A 12762-nucleotide genomic window follows, 5' to 3' on the forward strand; every position below is an offset into this window, starting at 1 on the left:
GCGACCGGTCCGGGCCGCGAGGTACCCGTCAATCCTAGTGCCGCCGTCCGGGATCGCCTCCGGTCGACGGCCCGGACGTCGGCCGATGGCGCCCCTCCGCCCGGGATCGCGTTACTGGGCGGTGACGTGCGGTCAGGCCCATCGGGCCGGGCGGACAGATGCGGTCAGTCCCGTCCGGCCGGGCGGTGACGTGCGGTCGGTCCCATCGGGCTGCCCGGTCAGGCGGGCAGAGCGGGTTCGGCGGCCACGGACCGGCTCGGTGGCGGACCGATCGGGAGCAGCGCCTTCCCGGCCTCGTCTGCCTCGAGGCCGGCCTCCCACGCGCGGCGCAGTGCGCAGAACCGCAACCAGTGGTTCCTCAGCACCGCAGGATTCGCCCGCATGGCGCGGACCTCGGTCTGGCCGACGGCCACACCGAGCAGGAGGGGCTCGTCCCCGTGTGCCCAGGGCTGCCAGTCGCCCCGCTCAGGGTCCGAGAGCGACTCCTCCGCCTTCATGCCCGCCACGAGCTGCATGACGACCTTGTCGTCAAGGGGCTTCACGAAACCCTCCCGATCGGTGTTCTTCGTCTTGTAGTCGATCAGGCAGGTGCGTCCGCCGATCGTGGCGATAAGGTCGAGCGTGCCGGCGTAGCCGAGAGAGGTGTTCCACACCGTCAGCTCGGGTTCCACGGGGCGGACGTCGTACAGCTCCCACCACTCATCGAACCGCTGGGCGAAGCCTCCCTCGCCGTTCTCCTCGAGGGCCAGCCGGGCGGCGTCGAGCTCCTCGGCCCGCCCGAGGGCCCGCAGCGCGACCTGCTCGCAGTAGTGGTGCACCCGCGTGCCACGCAGTGCGGCATCGTCCCGATACCGCTCGGCCGCAGAGGACGCATCCCTCACCGCACTCCGTAGTTCCGCCGGACTGCCCAGCGCCGTCGGCAGGCGCGGATCCTTGGCCAATGCGCTCGCAGCCATGTGCCCGAACCAGCCGCCGAGCGACGTCGGGAGCTGTGAGATGACGGTGGTGATCGACGGCACCGAGGGCTGCTCTGCGGTGGAGCGGGCGTACATGCGGCCGTGGGGTGTTGCGTGTGCGAGAAGCGGGGCGGTCATGGGACCAGTCTCTCAGGCGCCTCCGACAGCCACGGCACGCGGGGAGCCGTCGCAGCTGGCACGCGGGCCGCCCCGGGCGTCCGCGCCACCCGTGGCCGGGCGCCGAGTCGGCAGCGTGGCCTGTCGATTGGACGAACCCCCGAACGTCCGATAGAGTTTTTTCTCGTTGGAAAACGAAGAAACGCCGCGAATTGCTTGTGATGAGCGGGAGATTTCGGTTCTTGTTCTTCTTCTGCGGACGTAGCTCAGCTGGCTAGAGCACCACCTTGCCAAGGTGGATGTCGCGGGTTCGAATCCCGTCGTCCGCTCGCAAGTCACTGTAAGGCCGGATCCGTCCGGTGTCCGGAGTAATCCGGTCACGGTGGGGTGGCCGAGAGGCGAGGCAGCGGCCTGCAAAGCCGTATACGCGGGTTCGAATCCCGTCCCCACCTCGGTACAGAACGAGCACCATGAAAATGGGCGATTGGCGCAGCGGTAGCGCGCTTCCCTGACACGGAAGAGGTCACTGGTTCGATCCCAGTATCGCCCACGACGGCGCCCCCTCGGGGGCGCTTTTTTGCGGACGTAGCTCAGCTGGCTAGAGCACCACCTTGCCAAGGTGGATGTCGCGGGTTCGAATCCCGTCGTCCGCTCTCAGGCCGGTTGTCGGCCGTTGCCCGGTCCTGGCGAGGACCGGGCATTTTTTGTGCCCGAACGCGGCGGGTCCGACGCCCACCACCCTTCGGCCGGGTTCTCCCCCACGGCATGGCGTCCGGTCGCTTATCATGGAGTCAGCGGAGACGGACTGCGTCTCCACGACCGAAAGGAGGTGTCCGTGGGTTTATTGGATGGGCTCAAGGGCAAGGCCGGCACCCTCGCGGGGAAGGCGACCGAACTCATTGGCGATAATTCCGACAAGGTGAAGAACGGCATCGGGAAAGCTGGCGATTTCGTCGACAGCAAGACCCATGGCAAGTACGCACAGCACATCAACGGAGCGCAATCGAAGGCTTCGGAGATGGTCGACAGGATCGACAAGAAGGACGGCAAGGGCGACGTCGGCCCTACCCCTCCGCCGGCCGTGTAGTCCCAGCCCGGCAATAAGGAAGCGCCGGTCCCGCCGAGAGGCGGCACCGGCGCTTCTTGCGTTCCCGCAGGTCTCGCCGAGGTGAAGGCGCGACGCTACACCTGGTTCGCCATGTCGCTGCCCTGCCGTGCCAGCGCCGTGAGGCGGGAGACCGCCCTGTAGTACTTCTTCATGTAGCCGCCGCTCATCATCTCCTCTGAGAAAAGGTGGTCGAACGTGGTTCCGCTCGCCATGATCGGTACGTCCCGGTCGTAGAGGCGGTCGGCCAGCACCACGAAGCGCAGCGCCACCGACTGCTCGGTGATGGTCCGCACGTCATGCCAGGCCACGGCGTCGATACCGTCGAGGAGCTGGCGGTAGCGGCTGGGATGCACGTCGGCGAGGTGCCCGAGCAGGTCGTCGAAGCCGTCCTCGGCGAGCACGCCGCCGGAGAAGGTCTCGACACGGCTGCGGAGTGCGGCGTCGTCGATGGCCGCCGGGGCTTCCGGCAGCCCGCGGTGCCGGTAGTCCTCCCCGTCGATGCGCGCCACCTCGAACTGGTCAGCGAGCACCTGGATCTCCCGCTGGAAATCCTGCGCAGCGAACCGTCCGTCGCCGAGCGAGCCGGGAAGGGTGTTGGACGTCGCGGCGAGCTTCACGCCGGCGTCGGCCAGTTCCCGCATCAGCCGGGACATGAGCACTGTGTCCCCCGGATCGTCCAACTCGAACTCGTCGATGCAGACGAGGCTGTACCCGCTGAGTGCGTCCACGGTCTTGCGGAAGCTCAGGGCACCCACGAGGTTCGTGTACTCGACGAAGGTGCCGAAGGACTTCGTCCCGGAGGACGCGTGCCAGAGCGACGCAAGAAGGTGGGTCTTCCCGACACCGAAGCCGCCGTCGAGGTAGATGCCTGCCCGGGACGGGGCTTTCCTGCCACCGAAGAGCTTGCGGAAGCCGGAGGGCTCCGGCTCGTCGACGGTCGTGGCGAAGTCCCTGAGCTTGCTCACCGCGGCAGCCTGCGACGGCTGCTGGGGATCCGGGCGGTAGGTGTCGAAGGACACCTCGCCGAAGCGGGGCGAGGGGTAGAAGCCGCGCAGCAGATCATCGACGGAGACCTTCGGTGAACGCTGCGTGAGATGTTCGATGTCGGGCACGGATCTGGACCGCTTTCTGTCCGGCGGATGGTCGGTGGGGGTCAGGGGCAACCATGGTGTCACCACCGCTCCGCCCTGCTACGCCAGACTACGGCACCACGTCCTGCCGGAGAGGCGGACGGACGCCGGCCGCCGCGGGCTTGACCGGTGCGGTCCTGTCCGGTCCCGTGCGGTCACGCCGGGCCGGAAGCAATCGACGGGTCGCGTGGTTAGGCTAGACAGCAGTACCCGCACGCAGACCGCTATGCGAAAGGCCGCAATGACCCTGGCACCAGACACGCAGGACAAGTTCTCCGAGTACGCCCACCCCGAACGTCTCGTCTCCACCGAGTGGCTCGCCGCGAACCTCGGTGCCGAGGGGCTGGTCGTGGTCGAATCCGACGAGGACGTGCTGCTGTACGAGACCGGGCACATCCCGGGTGCCGTGAAGATCGACTGGCACACCGAACTCAACGACGAGGTGACACGCGACTACATCGACGGTGACGGTTTCGCACGGCTCATGGCCTCGAAGGGTATCTCCCGCGATTCCACCGTGGTGATCTACGGCGACAAGAGCAACTGGTGGGCCGCCTACGCCCTCTGGGTCTTCACCCTGTTCGGCCACGAGGACGTACGCCTCCTCGACGGCGGGCGCGACCTGTGGGTCGCCGAGGGACGGGACCTGACCACCGCCAGGAACGACGTCGCCGCCGTCGACTACCCCACGGTGGAACGGAACGACGCCGCCATCCGCGCGTATCTCGGGGATGTGCTCGACCACCTCGGCAAGCCGCTGATCGACGTCCGCTCCGGCGACGAGTACACAGGAGCACGGACCACCATGCCGGCCTATCCGGAGGAGGGCGCACTGCGTGGCGGCCACATCCCGACGGCGGCCTCGGTGCCCTGGGCGCGGGCTGCCGCCGAGGACGGCACGTTCCGGACCCGGGCGGAGCTCGACTCCATCTATCGGGACGAGGCAGGTCTGAAGGACGGCGACGAGGTGGTGGCGTACTGCCGCATCGGGGAACGCTCGAGCCACACCTGGTTCGTGCTCACGCACCTGCTCGGCTTCGAGAACGTGCGCAACTACGACGGCTCCTGGACGGAGTGGGGTAACGCCGTGCGCGTCCCGATCGTCCGGGGTACAGAGCCCGGCGACGTCCCGACCTCCCTGCGCCGATCGGCGTCGGGCCGATGACGGCAGGGACCGTCCCGGCGAAGCTCGCCGAGATCATCGACGACTTCCAGGACCTGACGGAGCCGGACCGCCTCCAGCTCCTGCTGGATTTCTCGCGTGGACTGCCGGACCTGCCGGAGCGTTACAGCGACCATCCGGAGCTGCTCGAGCAGGTCGTGGAGTGTCAGAGTCCGCTCTTCCTCACCATGGAGATCGGTGCGGCGCCCGAGCGGACGGTGCACCTCTTCTTCTCCGCTCCGCCGGCGGCGCCGACCACGCGCGGCTTCGCGGGCGTGCTGCTGGAGGGCCTCGACGGGCTGCCGGCCGCAGACGTCCTGGCCGTTCCCGACGACGTCCCCGACCGCCTCGGCCTGACCCGGGCCATCACTCCCCTTCGCATGCGCGGCATGTCCGCCATGCTGGGACGCATCAAGCGGAAGATCAGGGACGCTCAGTAGCTCCGGCGTCGCGCTCCGGTGCGGCCGCCTCGCGGGACCGTCCGCCGGGCAGCGTCCGTCCGAACAGCCGGCCGCGCAGCCAGCCTTCGACGACGGCCTCCCACCGGTCCGGATCCACGTTCCACTCCTTCGTGTGGCGGGCGCGGTGGAAACGCTCCAGGGTCACGAATCCGGGATTCTTCGCGGCGAGGTCCACGGATGGCCCGATGGGGACGAACTCGTCGTCCTCGCTGTGGAGCACCAGGGTGGGCAGCGTGAGCTGCTCGGCGCGGGCTATCCAGTCCATGCTCTTCAGGTCGAGCGGTGCGGCGAGACCCGTGATCCGTCGCGCCCGCTGGCTTGAGAGCAGATACTGTCCGAGGCGTCCCACCGGGGCGGGGATGCGGTTCAGCTCCGCGTGGTGTGCGAGCACCTCCATCCAGTTGATCACGGGGCCGTCCAGCACGAGCGCCCTGATGCGTCGGCGGTGGCGTGAGAGGTCCGCGGTCTGGAGTGCGATCGCCCCGCCCATGGACCAGCCGAAGAGCACGACGTCCTCCGCGCCGTGGGCCACCGCGTAGTCGATGGCGGCGTCGACGTCGTGCCACTCCGTCATGCCGAGGCCATAGCGGCCGTCGGGTGCCGAGGGCGCCTCGCCGTCGTTGCGGTAGGACAGGACGAGGCTCGTCAGGCCCAGCCGGCGCGCGGGGGCGAGCGCCCGGAGCGCCTCGGCGCGCGTGGCACCCCTACCGTGCACCATGACCGCCCACGTGGCGGCCGGCGATTCAGCCCTCACCAGCCAGGCAGGCGCGGACCCACCCTCGACCGGGATGAGCACTTGCTGCTCCGCGAAGCCCATCGCACCCGGTGACGGATACACCGCCCCGCCCCACCATCCGCGCGTGGCTGCCTGGAGATCTCCCGCGTACACCTTCTCGACCTCCCGCTCCACCGTGCCCTCGCGGGGAACGTAGGACCGGATCGCACCGATGCGGGCGTGGCCTGCTCCCTGGTCGAAGTGGAGGCTGTAGGTGCCTTCGATGGTGGTGTCGTCGTTCGCGGGCAGGATCACCGTCTGGTGACCCGGGGACCCGACGACGGCGAGGATGTCGAGGTTCTCCACCCGGATCCGGGAAGGGGTCACGATCTGCCGGGCGAAGTACACCGCGAGGCCCGAGACTGCGCCTGCGGCCGACGAGGCCAGCGCCGCGCCCGCACCCACGCCCACTGCTGTCCATTTGAGCCAGGGCGCGGCGGTCCTCTGAGCCGTCGCCGGTGACTTCGTCGTTGCCATAACTCCCTTTGTACCCTGCCGGAACCCTGCGCGGCCAAGCGACGCCCCGATGCGAGCGCGAGCCCCGGCTCCGAGGGCGGGCAGCAGCCCCTCGCTCCTGCCCGCAGTACAGTGGCGCCATGACCCAAACCATCCTTGTGCTGACCGAGGAAGCCCTCACCCAGGCCGACCTCCGCAATCTCGAGACCCTGCAGGGCGAGGAACCCGCGGAGGTCGTCGTGCTGATCCCTGAGGACCGCGAGCAGAGCGTCCTCGGCGAGTTCTTCCACCATCTGAGCCTGCTCGAGGTGGGCGAGGCCTTCAGGTCCTTCTCCGGCGACGATCGCCGTGATGACGAGGACGCCGCGCACACCGCGCTGAGGGAATCGCTCGACCTCCTCGCGCGCGAGCGGTTCGCGGCGCGTGGGCGGACGACGACGGGCAACCCCGTCGACGCCCTCGTGCAGGAGGCCGGAGACAGCGGCGCCACACAGGCCGTGGTCATCACGCGGCCGCACGCCGTGGCGGACACGTTCCACACCGACTGGGCCAACAAGGCGCAGGACCAGCTTGGCATCGCCGTGCTGCACCTGTACTCCGGCTCGGGATTTATTGGCGACTCGTAGGCGTTGCACACACCATGACGACTGAACGCGAGGCCTATCGGCCCGATATCGACAAGTCCGACGACGAGTGGCGGCAGGAACTCACGCCGCAGGAATTCCAGGTACTCCGCAAGGCGGGTACCGAGCGCCCCTACACGGGCGAGTACTACGACTCCAAGACCGCGGGCACCTATGAGTGCCGGGCGTGTGGAGCAGAACTGTTCACGAGCAACGAGAAGTTCGATTCGCACTGCGGCTGGCCGTCCTTCTGGGCGCCGCTGGCCGAGGACAAGGTGCGCTACCTCCATGACCGCTCACTCGGCATGGAGCGCATCGAGGTGCGCTGTGCGCGCTGCGATTCGCACCTCGGACACCTGTTCAAGGGCGAGGGCTTCGACACGCCCGTGGACCAGCGTTTCTGCATCAACTCCATCTCGATGAAGCTGGTCGCCGCCGAGTAGCGACAGCAGTGACGGAGACGGAAGGCCGGCCCTCGGGCCGGCCTTCCGTCGTCCCGGGTGGCGGGCCCGGCCGTCGGGTTGTGCCGTTCAGCGGAGACGTCTGCTCGCTCTTGGGCTCATCGGGCGACAGCGTGCGGCGACAACCAGCATTCCTTATTCTCGAACTCTTGGCGCGTAAGAATAACTGTTCTCCTTGCTAGTCTCACGGCACCGGACCCGTTACGAGCAGGAAAGCAGGAGCAACCATGACGCTCGCACCGATCGACAGCACGCCCGCCGACAGCGCACCGCAGGAGCACGATTCCTGGCTGGCGCTCAAGGATGCAGTGCAGGAGTTGCGGCTCCTTCAGGTCAAGGACGGATCGATCCCCGACCCGGACCAGCACGCCGCCGCTGCGGGGCTGACGGCAACCATCATGGACGCGGTGGAACGGCTCGCTCCCCTGTTCCCGCACGACGCCGAGTACCTCGCGCGCACCGTGACGGCCTTCGAGGCCTGGCGGAGCAGTGACTTCGCCGTTCCCGACTTCCTGGAGCCGCTGCTCGCCTTCCAGCCGCAGCTGGACAGGATCGACGGACTGCAGCACCTCGTGGTGTTCCCCATGTACACGCAGAACGGCAGCACGAACCGACTCGTCGAAGCCGTGCTGATCGAGGTCCTCTGGCCCGACTTCATCGCCGAACTCGAAGCCGGGGACTACTCGAATGCCCTCTTCGTCCCGATCCGCTTCCTGGACTTCACCGAGGGATACAACACGAACTCCGCCGTGCTCTTCCCGGAGACCGTCGCCGTCAGTTCGACCCCGACGTTCACGTGGGGTGCCATCTTCGCCGATCGCGAAGCGGCGCGCTTCCGCCGTGTCGTCCGGGCCGCGGCCGAGATCACGCGCCTCGACCTCCCGCAGGACGCCCTGGGGCTCCTCGACGACCAGGCCCTGGCCGAGGAGACGTTCGTCATGTGGGATCTGATCCACGACCGCACCCACATGCGCGGCGACCTGCCGTTCGATCCGTTCATGATCAAGCAGCGCATGCCCTTCTTCCTCTACTCCCTCGAGGAACTGCGCTGCGACCTCACGGCTTTCCGTGAGTCGGTGCGCATCGAGAAGGACGACGACGCCTCGCCCGAGGCGCGGAAGCACGCGAAGCTGGTGCAGTACGCCGTCATCTTCGACCGCATCTTCCGCTTCAGCATCACCGGGAGCCGTGTCCGGAACTACGACGGGCTGGGTGGTCAGCTGCTCTTCGCCTGGATGCACCAGCACCGCGTGCTGCACTGGACGGACACCAAGCTCACCATCGACTGGGACGAGGTCGCGGGCGTCGTCGTCGCCCTCGGCGAGCAGATCGAGCAGCTGTACTGGCGCTCGATCGACCGCCCCAAGACCGCCCACTGGCTCGCCGCCTACGAGCTCGTATCCGCGACCGTCACACCGCACCCCGCCTCCGTCTGGGCGAAGGGGCCTGAGGCGTTGGAGCTCATGGGCCCGCCCCGCGGCCTCACGGACGCGGTGCTCGACGACGAGTTCCCCCTGTCCATGTTCTTCGAGGCACTCGACCGCAAGATGAAGCCGGTCATCGAGTCCACCGCCGGCATCACCGCGGACGCGGCGTGAGCACTTCCTCCGGGGCGCGGACCGCGGTGGTCGCCGGCGCCACGAGCGCATCCGGCGTCGCACTCACACACGCCCTGCTGGCGTGCGGGTACACCGTGGTGGCCGTGGGATCCTCCGCCGGGAGGCTGGAGACAGCACTCGCGGGGCTCGACGGCGTCGACCGCCGCGTGTGCGACCTCACCGACGAGGCCGCCGTCAGCTCCCTCGCGGCACGGCTCCAGGCCGACCACGGTGGAGTCGACGCCCTCTTCCACCTCGTCGGTGGCTGGCGTGGCGGCACGGGGATCACCACCCAGACGACCGAGGACTACGACGCCCTGCATCGCTCGGTCTTCACGACGCTCTTCAACACGAGCAGGGCGTTCTACGATCAGCTCGCGGCCAGGGGCGGCAGGCTGGCCGCGGTCTCCGCCACCGCTGTCGCCTCACCCACCGCGCCGAACGCCTCCTACGCCGCGGTGAAGGCCTCCGTCGACGCGTGGCTGCAGGCGGTCGCACACGGTTTCTCGAAGGACGGGACGGCGGCAGCCGCCACCGCCGTCGTCGTGAAGGCGCTGCTCGACGACCGCATGCGGGCGGAGCACCCCGAGCGGACCTTCCCCGGCTACACGCACGTCGCGGATCTGGCGCGCATCCTCGTGTCCCTGCCCGGCAGGCCCCCGGCGGAGATCAATGGGGCCCGCATCGACGCCGTTCGGGGATAATGGCACAGTGACCGACACGATGATCCCCGCCGCTCCCGTTCCCGCTGCGCTGCACGACCGCACCCAGCGCAGCTTCGCCTCCGACAACTACTCAGGCATCCACCCCGAGGTGCTGACCGCCCTCGCCGCCGCGAACGAGGGCCACCAGGTGGCCTACGGCGAGGACCAGTACACCGCCCGCCTGCAGGAGGTGATGGAGCAGCACTTCGGCGAGGGCATCTCCATCTACCCGGTGTTCAACGGCACCGGCGCCAACGTGCTCTCCCTGCAGTCGATCCTCCCGCGGTGGGGCGCCGTGATCTGCCCGCAGACGGCGCACATCAACGTCGACGAGAACGCGGCACCCGAGCGCGTCGGCGGCATCAAGCTGCTCACCGTGCCCACGCCGGACGGCAAGCTCACTCCCGAGCTGATCGACCGTGAGGCCTGGGGCTGGGGAGACCAGCACCGCGCGCAGCCGCTCGCCGTCTCCATCACCCAGACCACCGAGCTCGGCACGCTCTACTCCGTGGCCGAGATCAAGGCGATCGCGGACCACTGCCACGCGCGCGGTATGCGGGTCCACATGGACGGCGCCCGGCTGGCCAACGCCGCGGCAGCGCTCGGGCAGCCGCTGCGCGCGTTCACGCGCGACGCCGGCGTGGACATCCTGTCCTTCGGCGGCACCAAGAACGGTCTGATGTTCGGCGAGTGCGTCGTGGTCCTGGACCAGGAGGCCTCCACCGGGCTGGACTACCTGCGCAAACTGAACATGCAGCTGGCCTCGAAGATGCGCTTCGTGTCGGCGCAGCTCATCGCGCTGCTCGAGGGAGACCTCTGGCTGCGGTCGGCATCCCACGCTAATGCGATGGCGGCCCGCCTCACCGAGGGCGTACGCGGGATCAAGGGCGTCACGCTGACGCAGGAGACCACGGCCAACGCGGTCTTCGCGATCCTGCCCCCGGGATCGGCGGACAGAATCCGCGAGAGCTTCAGGTTCTACGACTGGGACCAGGCCACGGGTGAGGTGCGGTGGATGTGCTCCTTCGACACCACGGAGGACGACGTCGACGCCTTCATCGAGGCCATCCGCCGCGAGGTCTCGGCCTGACCGTCCGCACGGCGCGCCGCCGTCGCACCCGCCCCCGCAGGGCATAGCCTGCGGGGGTGAGTGCACTCGGCGGCGTACCCCAGCTACCTGCGGAATTCCTGGATGCCCTGTCCGGGCTGCGGAAGGCCGGCCGGCGCAGCGAGATCAGGCTGGCGGAGATCCCTGCTCCGGCCCGGCTCGCCCCCTTCGCCGTCGCCCTTGGAGCCGAGGTCTTCGAGTCCTCACCGACCTCGCCCACCCCGCCCCACGGGCCCGCCCGCCTGCTGGTGCCGGCACCGGAGCCGGAAGAACTGGCCACCGGCCGGTTCATCCTCCTCTACGACCCCGAGGGGTCCGAGGTCTGGAACGGCCGCTTCCGGATCGTCACCTACATCCGCGCACAGCTCGAACCGGACATGGGCAACGACGCCCTCCTCGGTTCGGTGGCATGGACCTGGCTCGTCGAGGCCCTGGCCAATCACGGTGCACGCCACCACAGCACCGGGGGCACGGCAACGAGGATCCTCTCCGAGAGCTACGGCAGCCTCGAGGACCGCGCCGATACCATCGACATCGAACTGCGGGCGTCCTGGACGCCCGAGACCGCGGACGTGCGGCGCCACCTCGAGGCCTGGTCCGAGATGGTCTGCACCTTCGCCGGGCTGCCTCCCCTGTCTGCCGGCGTCGCGCACTTGCCGCACCGCAGGTCCTGAGTGCCGTGGGCGCACCGGCGCCGCCATCAGGGCTTCCGGCGGCGCGGGGATAGACTGAAATCACCATGAGTTCCCACACCTCGGAGCAGACGGACCGCGTCGAAGCGTCCACTCCCCCCGGCGAAGCCGACGAGACCCTACCCCTCCTGACGGAGCCGCGCGATGGCGTGCCGCTCGTCATCGACACCCAGGCAGGTCTGGAGCGGGCAGCAGCAGCGCTGGCCGCCGGCACGGGACCGGCAGCTGTCGACGCCGAGCGGGCGTCCGGATTCCGGTACGGGCAGCGCGCCTTCCTGGTGCAGATCCGACGGGAGGGCGCCGGAACCTGGCTCATCGATCCCGAACCGTTCGACGACCTCCGCATCATCGACGACGCCCTCGATGGCGTGGAGTGGATCCTGCACGCAGCGAGCCAGGATCTTCCCTGCCTGTCGGAACTGGGCATGTGGCCGGACCGCCTCTTCGACACGGAGCTCGCCGCCCGCCTCGCCGGACTCCCCCGGGTCGGGCTGGCCGCCGTCATCGAGACGCAGCTCGGCTTTAGCCTGGCGAAGGAGCATTCGGCCGCTGACTGGTCCAAGCGGCCCCTGCCCGAACCCTGGCTGCGGTACGCGGCGCTCGACGTCGAGGTGCTGACCGACCTGCGTGACAAGCTTGCCGGCCTGCTCGAGCGGGCCGGCAAGCTGGCAATCGCCGAGGAGGAATTCGAGCACATCCGGCAGACGCCCCCTGCCGAGCCTCGCGTGGACCCGTGGCGCCGGACCTCCGGGCTGCACCAGTTGCGGGACCGCCGGCACCTGGCCGCCGTGCGGCAGATGTGGCTCGAGCGCGAGGACCTTGCGCAGCGCCGCGACGTCGCGCCCGGGCGCCTCATCCCGGATTCGGCGATCGTCGCCGCGGCGAAGGCGATGCCCTCGACCGTTCCGCAGCTCCTCGGCACCAAGGGCTTCCACGGGCGCGCCGCCCAGAAGGAGGCGCCGAGGTGGCTGAAGTGCATCAGCGATGCGCGAAAGCTCACCGACCTCCCGCCGCTGCACATCTCCACGAACGCTCCTCCCCCGCCGCGGGTCTGGGCGGAGAAGGATCCGGAGGCGGCAGCCCGCCTGCTGACGGCCCGCCCGAGGGTCGCCGCCCGCGCGGAGTCGCTCGGCATGCCGGTGGAGAACCTGCTGACCCCCGACTACCTGCGCCGGATCGCCTGGCGGCCGCCTGCCGAATTGTCGCTCGAGACGGTGTCGACGGCCCTCGCGGAACTCGGAGCCCGCCCCTGGCAGATCGAGCAGCTCGCCGCGATCATCACGGTGGCGTTCCTCGACCCCGATCCCCTGCCGGTCAAGGGCCAGCAACCGCAGAAGGACGTTTCCGGGGACTGACGCGGGCCTCCTGACGCTGCTTGCACGCTATGTTACTGGCCAGTAACATAGTCGCG

13 protein-coding genes and 4 tRNA genes are annotated in these 12762 nt (G+C 69.1%); 14 read left to right on the forward strand and 3 right to left on the reverse strand.

Annotated elements, in window-relative coordinates:
* Positions 1 to 218 precede the first annotated feature (218 nt).
* Positions 219 to 1094 carry a cytochrome gene (locus FJV46_RS14520; RefSeq protein WP_087026034.1) on the reverse strand — a complete coding sequence of 292 codons (876 nt, stop codon included), beginning with the start codon at positions 1092 to 1094 and terminating at the stop codon, positions 219 to 221.
* Between the two features lie 234 nt (positions 1095 to 1328).
* Between FJV46_RS14520 and FJV46_RS14525 the strand changes: the two genes are divergently transcribed.
* From FJV46_RS14525 to FJV46_RS14545, 5 genes are all read left to right on the forward strand, one after another.
* A tRNA-Gly gene (locus FJV46_RS14525) sits at positions 1329 to 1402 on the forward strand.
* A 52-nt stretch (positions 1403 to 1454) separates the two neighbouring features.
* Positions 1455 to 1525 (forward strand) — tRNA-Cys (locus FJV46_RS14530).
* Positions 1526 to 1551: 26 nt separating this feature from the next.
* Positions 1552 to 1623 (forward strand) — tRNA-Val (locus tag FJV46_RS14535).
* A gap of 29 nt (positions 1624 to 1652) precedes the next feature.
* Positions 1653 to 1726 (forward strand) — tRNA-Gly (locus FJV46_RS14540).
* A gap of 182 nt (positions 1727 to 1908) precedes the next feature.
* A complete protein-coding gene (locus tag FJV46_RS14545; RefSeq protein ID WP_087026115.1) occupies positions 1909 to 2160 on the forward strand; it encodes an antitoxin in 252 nt (83 codons plus the stop codon).
* A 95-nt stretch (positions 2161 to 2255) separates the two neighbouring features.
* On the opposite strand, the gene zapE is transcribed toward FJV46_RS14545, so the two are convergent.
* Complete coding sequence (gene zapE / locus FJV46_RS14550) at positions 2256 to 3293, reverse strand: cell division protein ZapE (RefSeq protein ID WP_087026037.1); 1038 nt, start codon at positions 3291 to 3293, stop codon at positions 2256 to 2258.
* Positions 3294 to 3552: 259 nt separating this feature from the next.
* Here zapE and FJV46_RS14555 point away from each other — a divergent pair, with 259 nt between their 5' ends.
* Complete coding sequence (locus FJV46_RS14555) at positions 3553 to 4476, forward strand: sulfurtransferase (RefSeq protein WP_087026040.1); 924 nt, start codon at positions 3553 to 3555, stop codon at positions 4474 to 4476.
* Positions 4473 to 4913 (forward strand): SufE family protein, encoded by a 441-nt coding sequence (locus tag FJV46_RS14560; protein WP_087026043.1) that lies wholly within the window; start codon positions 4473 to 4475, stop codon positions 4911 to 4913. Before FJV46_RS14555 ends, FJV46_RS14560 begins: the two co-directional genes overlap by 4 nt.
* Here the strand turns inward: FJV46_RS14560 and FJV46_RS14565 are convergent.
* Positions 4897 to 6186 (reverse strand): alpha/beta hydrolase family protein, encoded by a 1290-nt coding sequence (locus FJV46_RS14565; RefSeq protein ID WP_087026046.1) that lies wholly within the window; start codon positions 6184 to 6186, stop codon positions 4897 to 4899. The two genes, FJV46_RS14560 and FJV46_RS14565, sit on opposite strands and share 17 nt — an antisense overlap.
* 119 nt (positions 6187 to 6305) lie before the next feature.
* Here FJV46_RS14565 and FJV46_RS14570 point away from each other — a divergent pair, with 119 nt between their 5' ends.
* The 7 genes from FJV46_RS14570 to FJV46_RS14600 all read left to right on the forward strand — a co-directional run bounded on the left by FJV46_RS14570 (position 6306) and on the right by FJV46_RS14600 (position 12706).
* Entirely contained in the window at positions 6306 to 6791 is a 486-nt protein-coding gene (locus tag FJV46_RS14570; RefSeq protein WP_087026049.1) for a hypothetical protein, read from the forward strand.
* 14 nt (positions 6792 to 6805) lie between these two features.
* The gene (gene msrB / locus FJV46_RS14575; protein WP_087026052.1) at positions 6806 to 7231 is read left to right on the forward strand and encodes a peptide-methionine (R)-S-oxide reductase MsrB; all 426 of its coding nucleotides are present in this window, start codon (positions 6806 to 6808) and stop codon (positions 7229 to 7231) included.
* A gap of 245 nt (positions 7232 to 7476) precedes the next feature.
* A complete protein-coding gene (locus FJV46_RS14580; protein WP_087026054.1) occupies positions 7477 to 8847 on the forward strand; it encodes a DUF6421 family protein in 1371 nt (456 codons plus the stop codon).
* A complete protein-coding gene (locus FJV46_RS14585) occupies positions 8844 to 9551 on the forward strand; it encodes an SDR family NAD(P)-dependent oxidoreductase (protein WP_087026056.1) in 708 nt (235 codons plus the stop codon). Before FJV46_RS14580 ends, FJV46_RS14585 begins: the two co-directional genes overlap by 4 nt.
* 19 nt (positions 9552 to 9570) lie before the next feature.
* Positions 9571 to 10641, forward strand: coding sequence for a threonine aldolase family protein (locus FJV46_RS14590; RefSeq protein WP_087026118.1), 1071 nt, complete (start codon positions 9571 to 9573; stop codon positions 10639 to 10641).
* Positions 10642 to 10697: 56 nt separating this feature from the next.
* The gene (locus tag FJV46_RS14595; protein WP_087026059.1) at positions 10698 to 11333 is read left to right on the forward strand and encodes a DUF3000 domain-containing protein; all 636 of its coding nucleotides are present in this window, start codon (positions 10698 to 10700) and stop codon (positions 11331 to 11333) included.
* A 65-nt stretch (positions 11334 to 11398) separates the two neighbouring features.
* Positions 11399 to 12706 (forward strand): HRDC domain-containing protein, encoded by a 1308-nt coding sequence (locus tag FJV46_RS14600; RefSeq protein ID WP_087026062.1) that lies wholly within the window; start codon positions 11399 to 11401, stop codon positions 12704 to 12706.
* Positions 12707 to 12762 lie beyond the last annotated feature (56 nt).

It is taken from the genome of Arthrobacter agilis, from assembly GCF_006494655.1.
Classification (GTDB): Bacteria; Actinomycetota; Actinomycetes; order Actinomycetales; family Micrococcaceae; genus Arthrobacter_D; species Arthrobacter_D agilis.

Excerpts from the sequence above, each read along its gene's own strand:
- FJV46_RS14520 (WP_087026034.1), bottom strand. The coding sequence starts at position 1,094 with ATGACCGCCCCGCTTCTCGCACACGCAACACCCCACGGCCGCATGTAC.
- FJV46_RS14555 (WP_087026040.1), top strand. The coding sequence starts at position 3,553 with ATGACCCTGGCACCAGACACGCAGGACAAGTTCTCCGAGTACGCCCAC.
- FJV46_RS14560 (WP_087026043.1), top strand. The coding sequence starts at position 4,473 with ATGACGGCAGGGACCGTCCCGGCGAAGCTCGCCGAGATCATCGACGAC.
- FJV46_RS14565 (WP_087026046.1), bottom strand. The coding sequence starts at position 6,186 with ATGGCAACGACGAAGTCACCGGCGACGGCTCAGAGGACCGCCGCGCCC.
- FJV46_RS14570 (WP_087026049.1), top strand. The coding sequence starts at position 6,306 with ATGACCCAAACCATCCTTGTGCTGACCGAGGAAGCCCTCACCCAGGCC.
- msrB (WP_087026052.1), top strand. The coding sequence starts at position 6,806 with ATGACGACTGAACGCGAGGCCTATCGGCCCGATATCGACAAGTCCGAC.
- FJV46_RS14580 (WP_087026054.1), top strand. The coding sequence starts at position 7,477 with ATGACGCTCGCACCGATCGACAGCACGCCCGCCGACAGCGCACCGCAG.
- FJV46_RS14590 (WP_087026118.1), top strand. The coding sequence starts at position 9,571 with ATGATCCCCGCCGCTCCCGTTCCCGCTGCGCTGCACGACCGCACCCAG.
- FJV46_RS14600 (WP_087026062.1), top strand. The coding sequence starts at position 11,399 with ATGAGTTCCCACACCTCGGAGCAGACGGACCGCGTCGAAGCGTCCACT.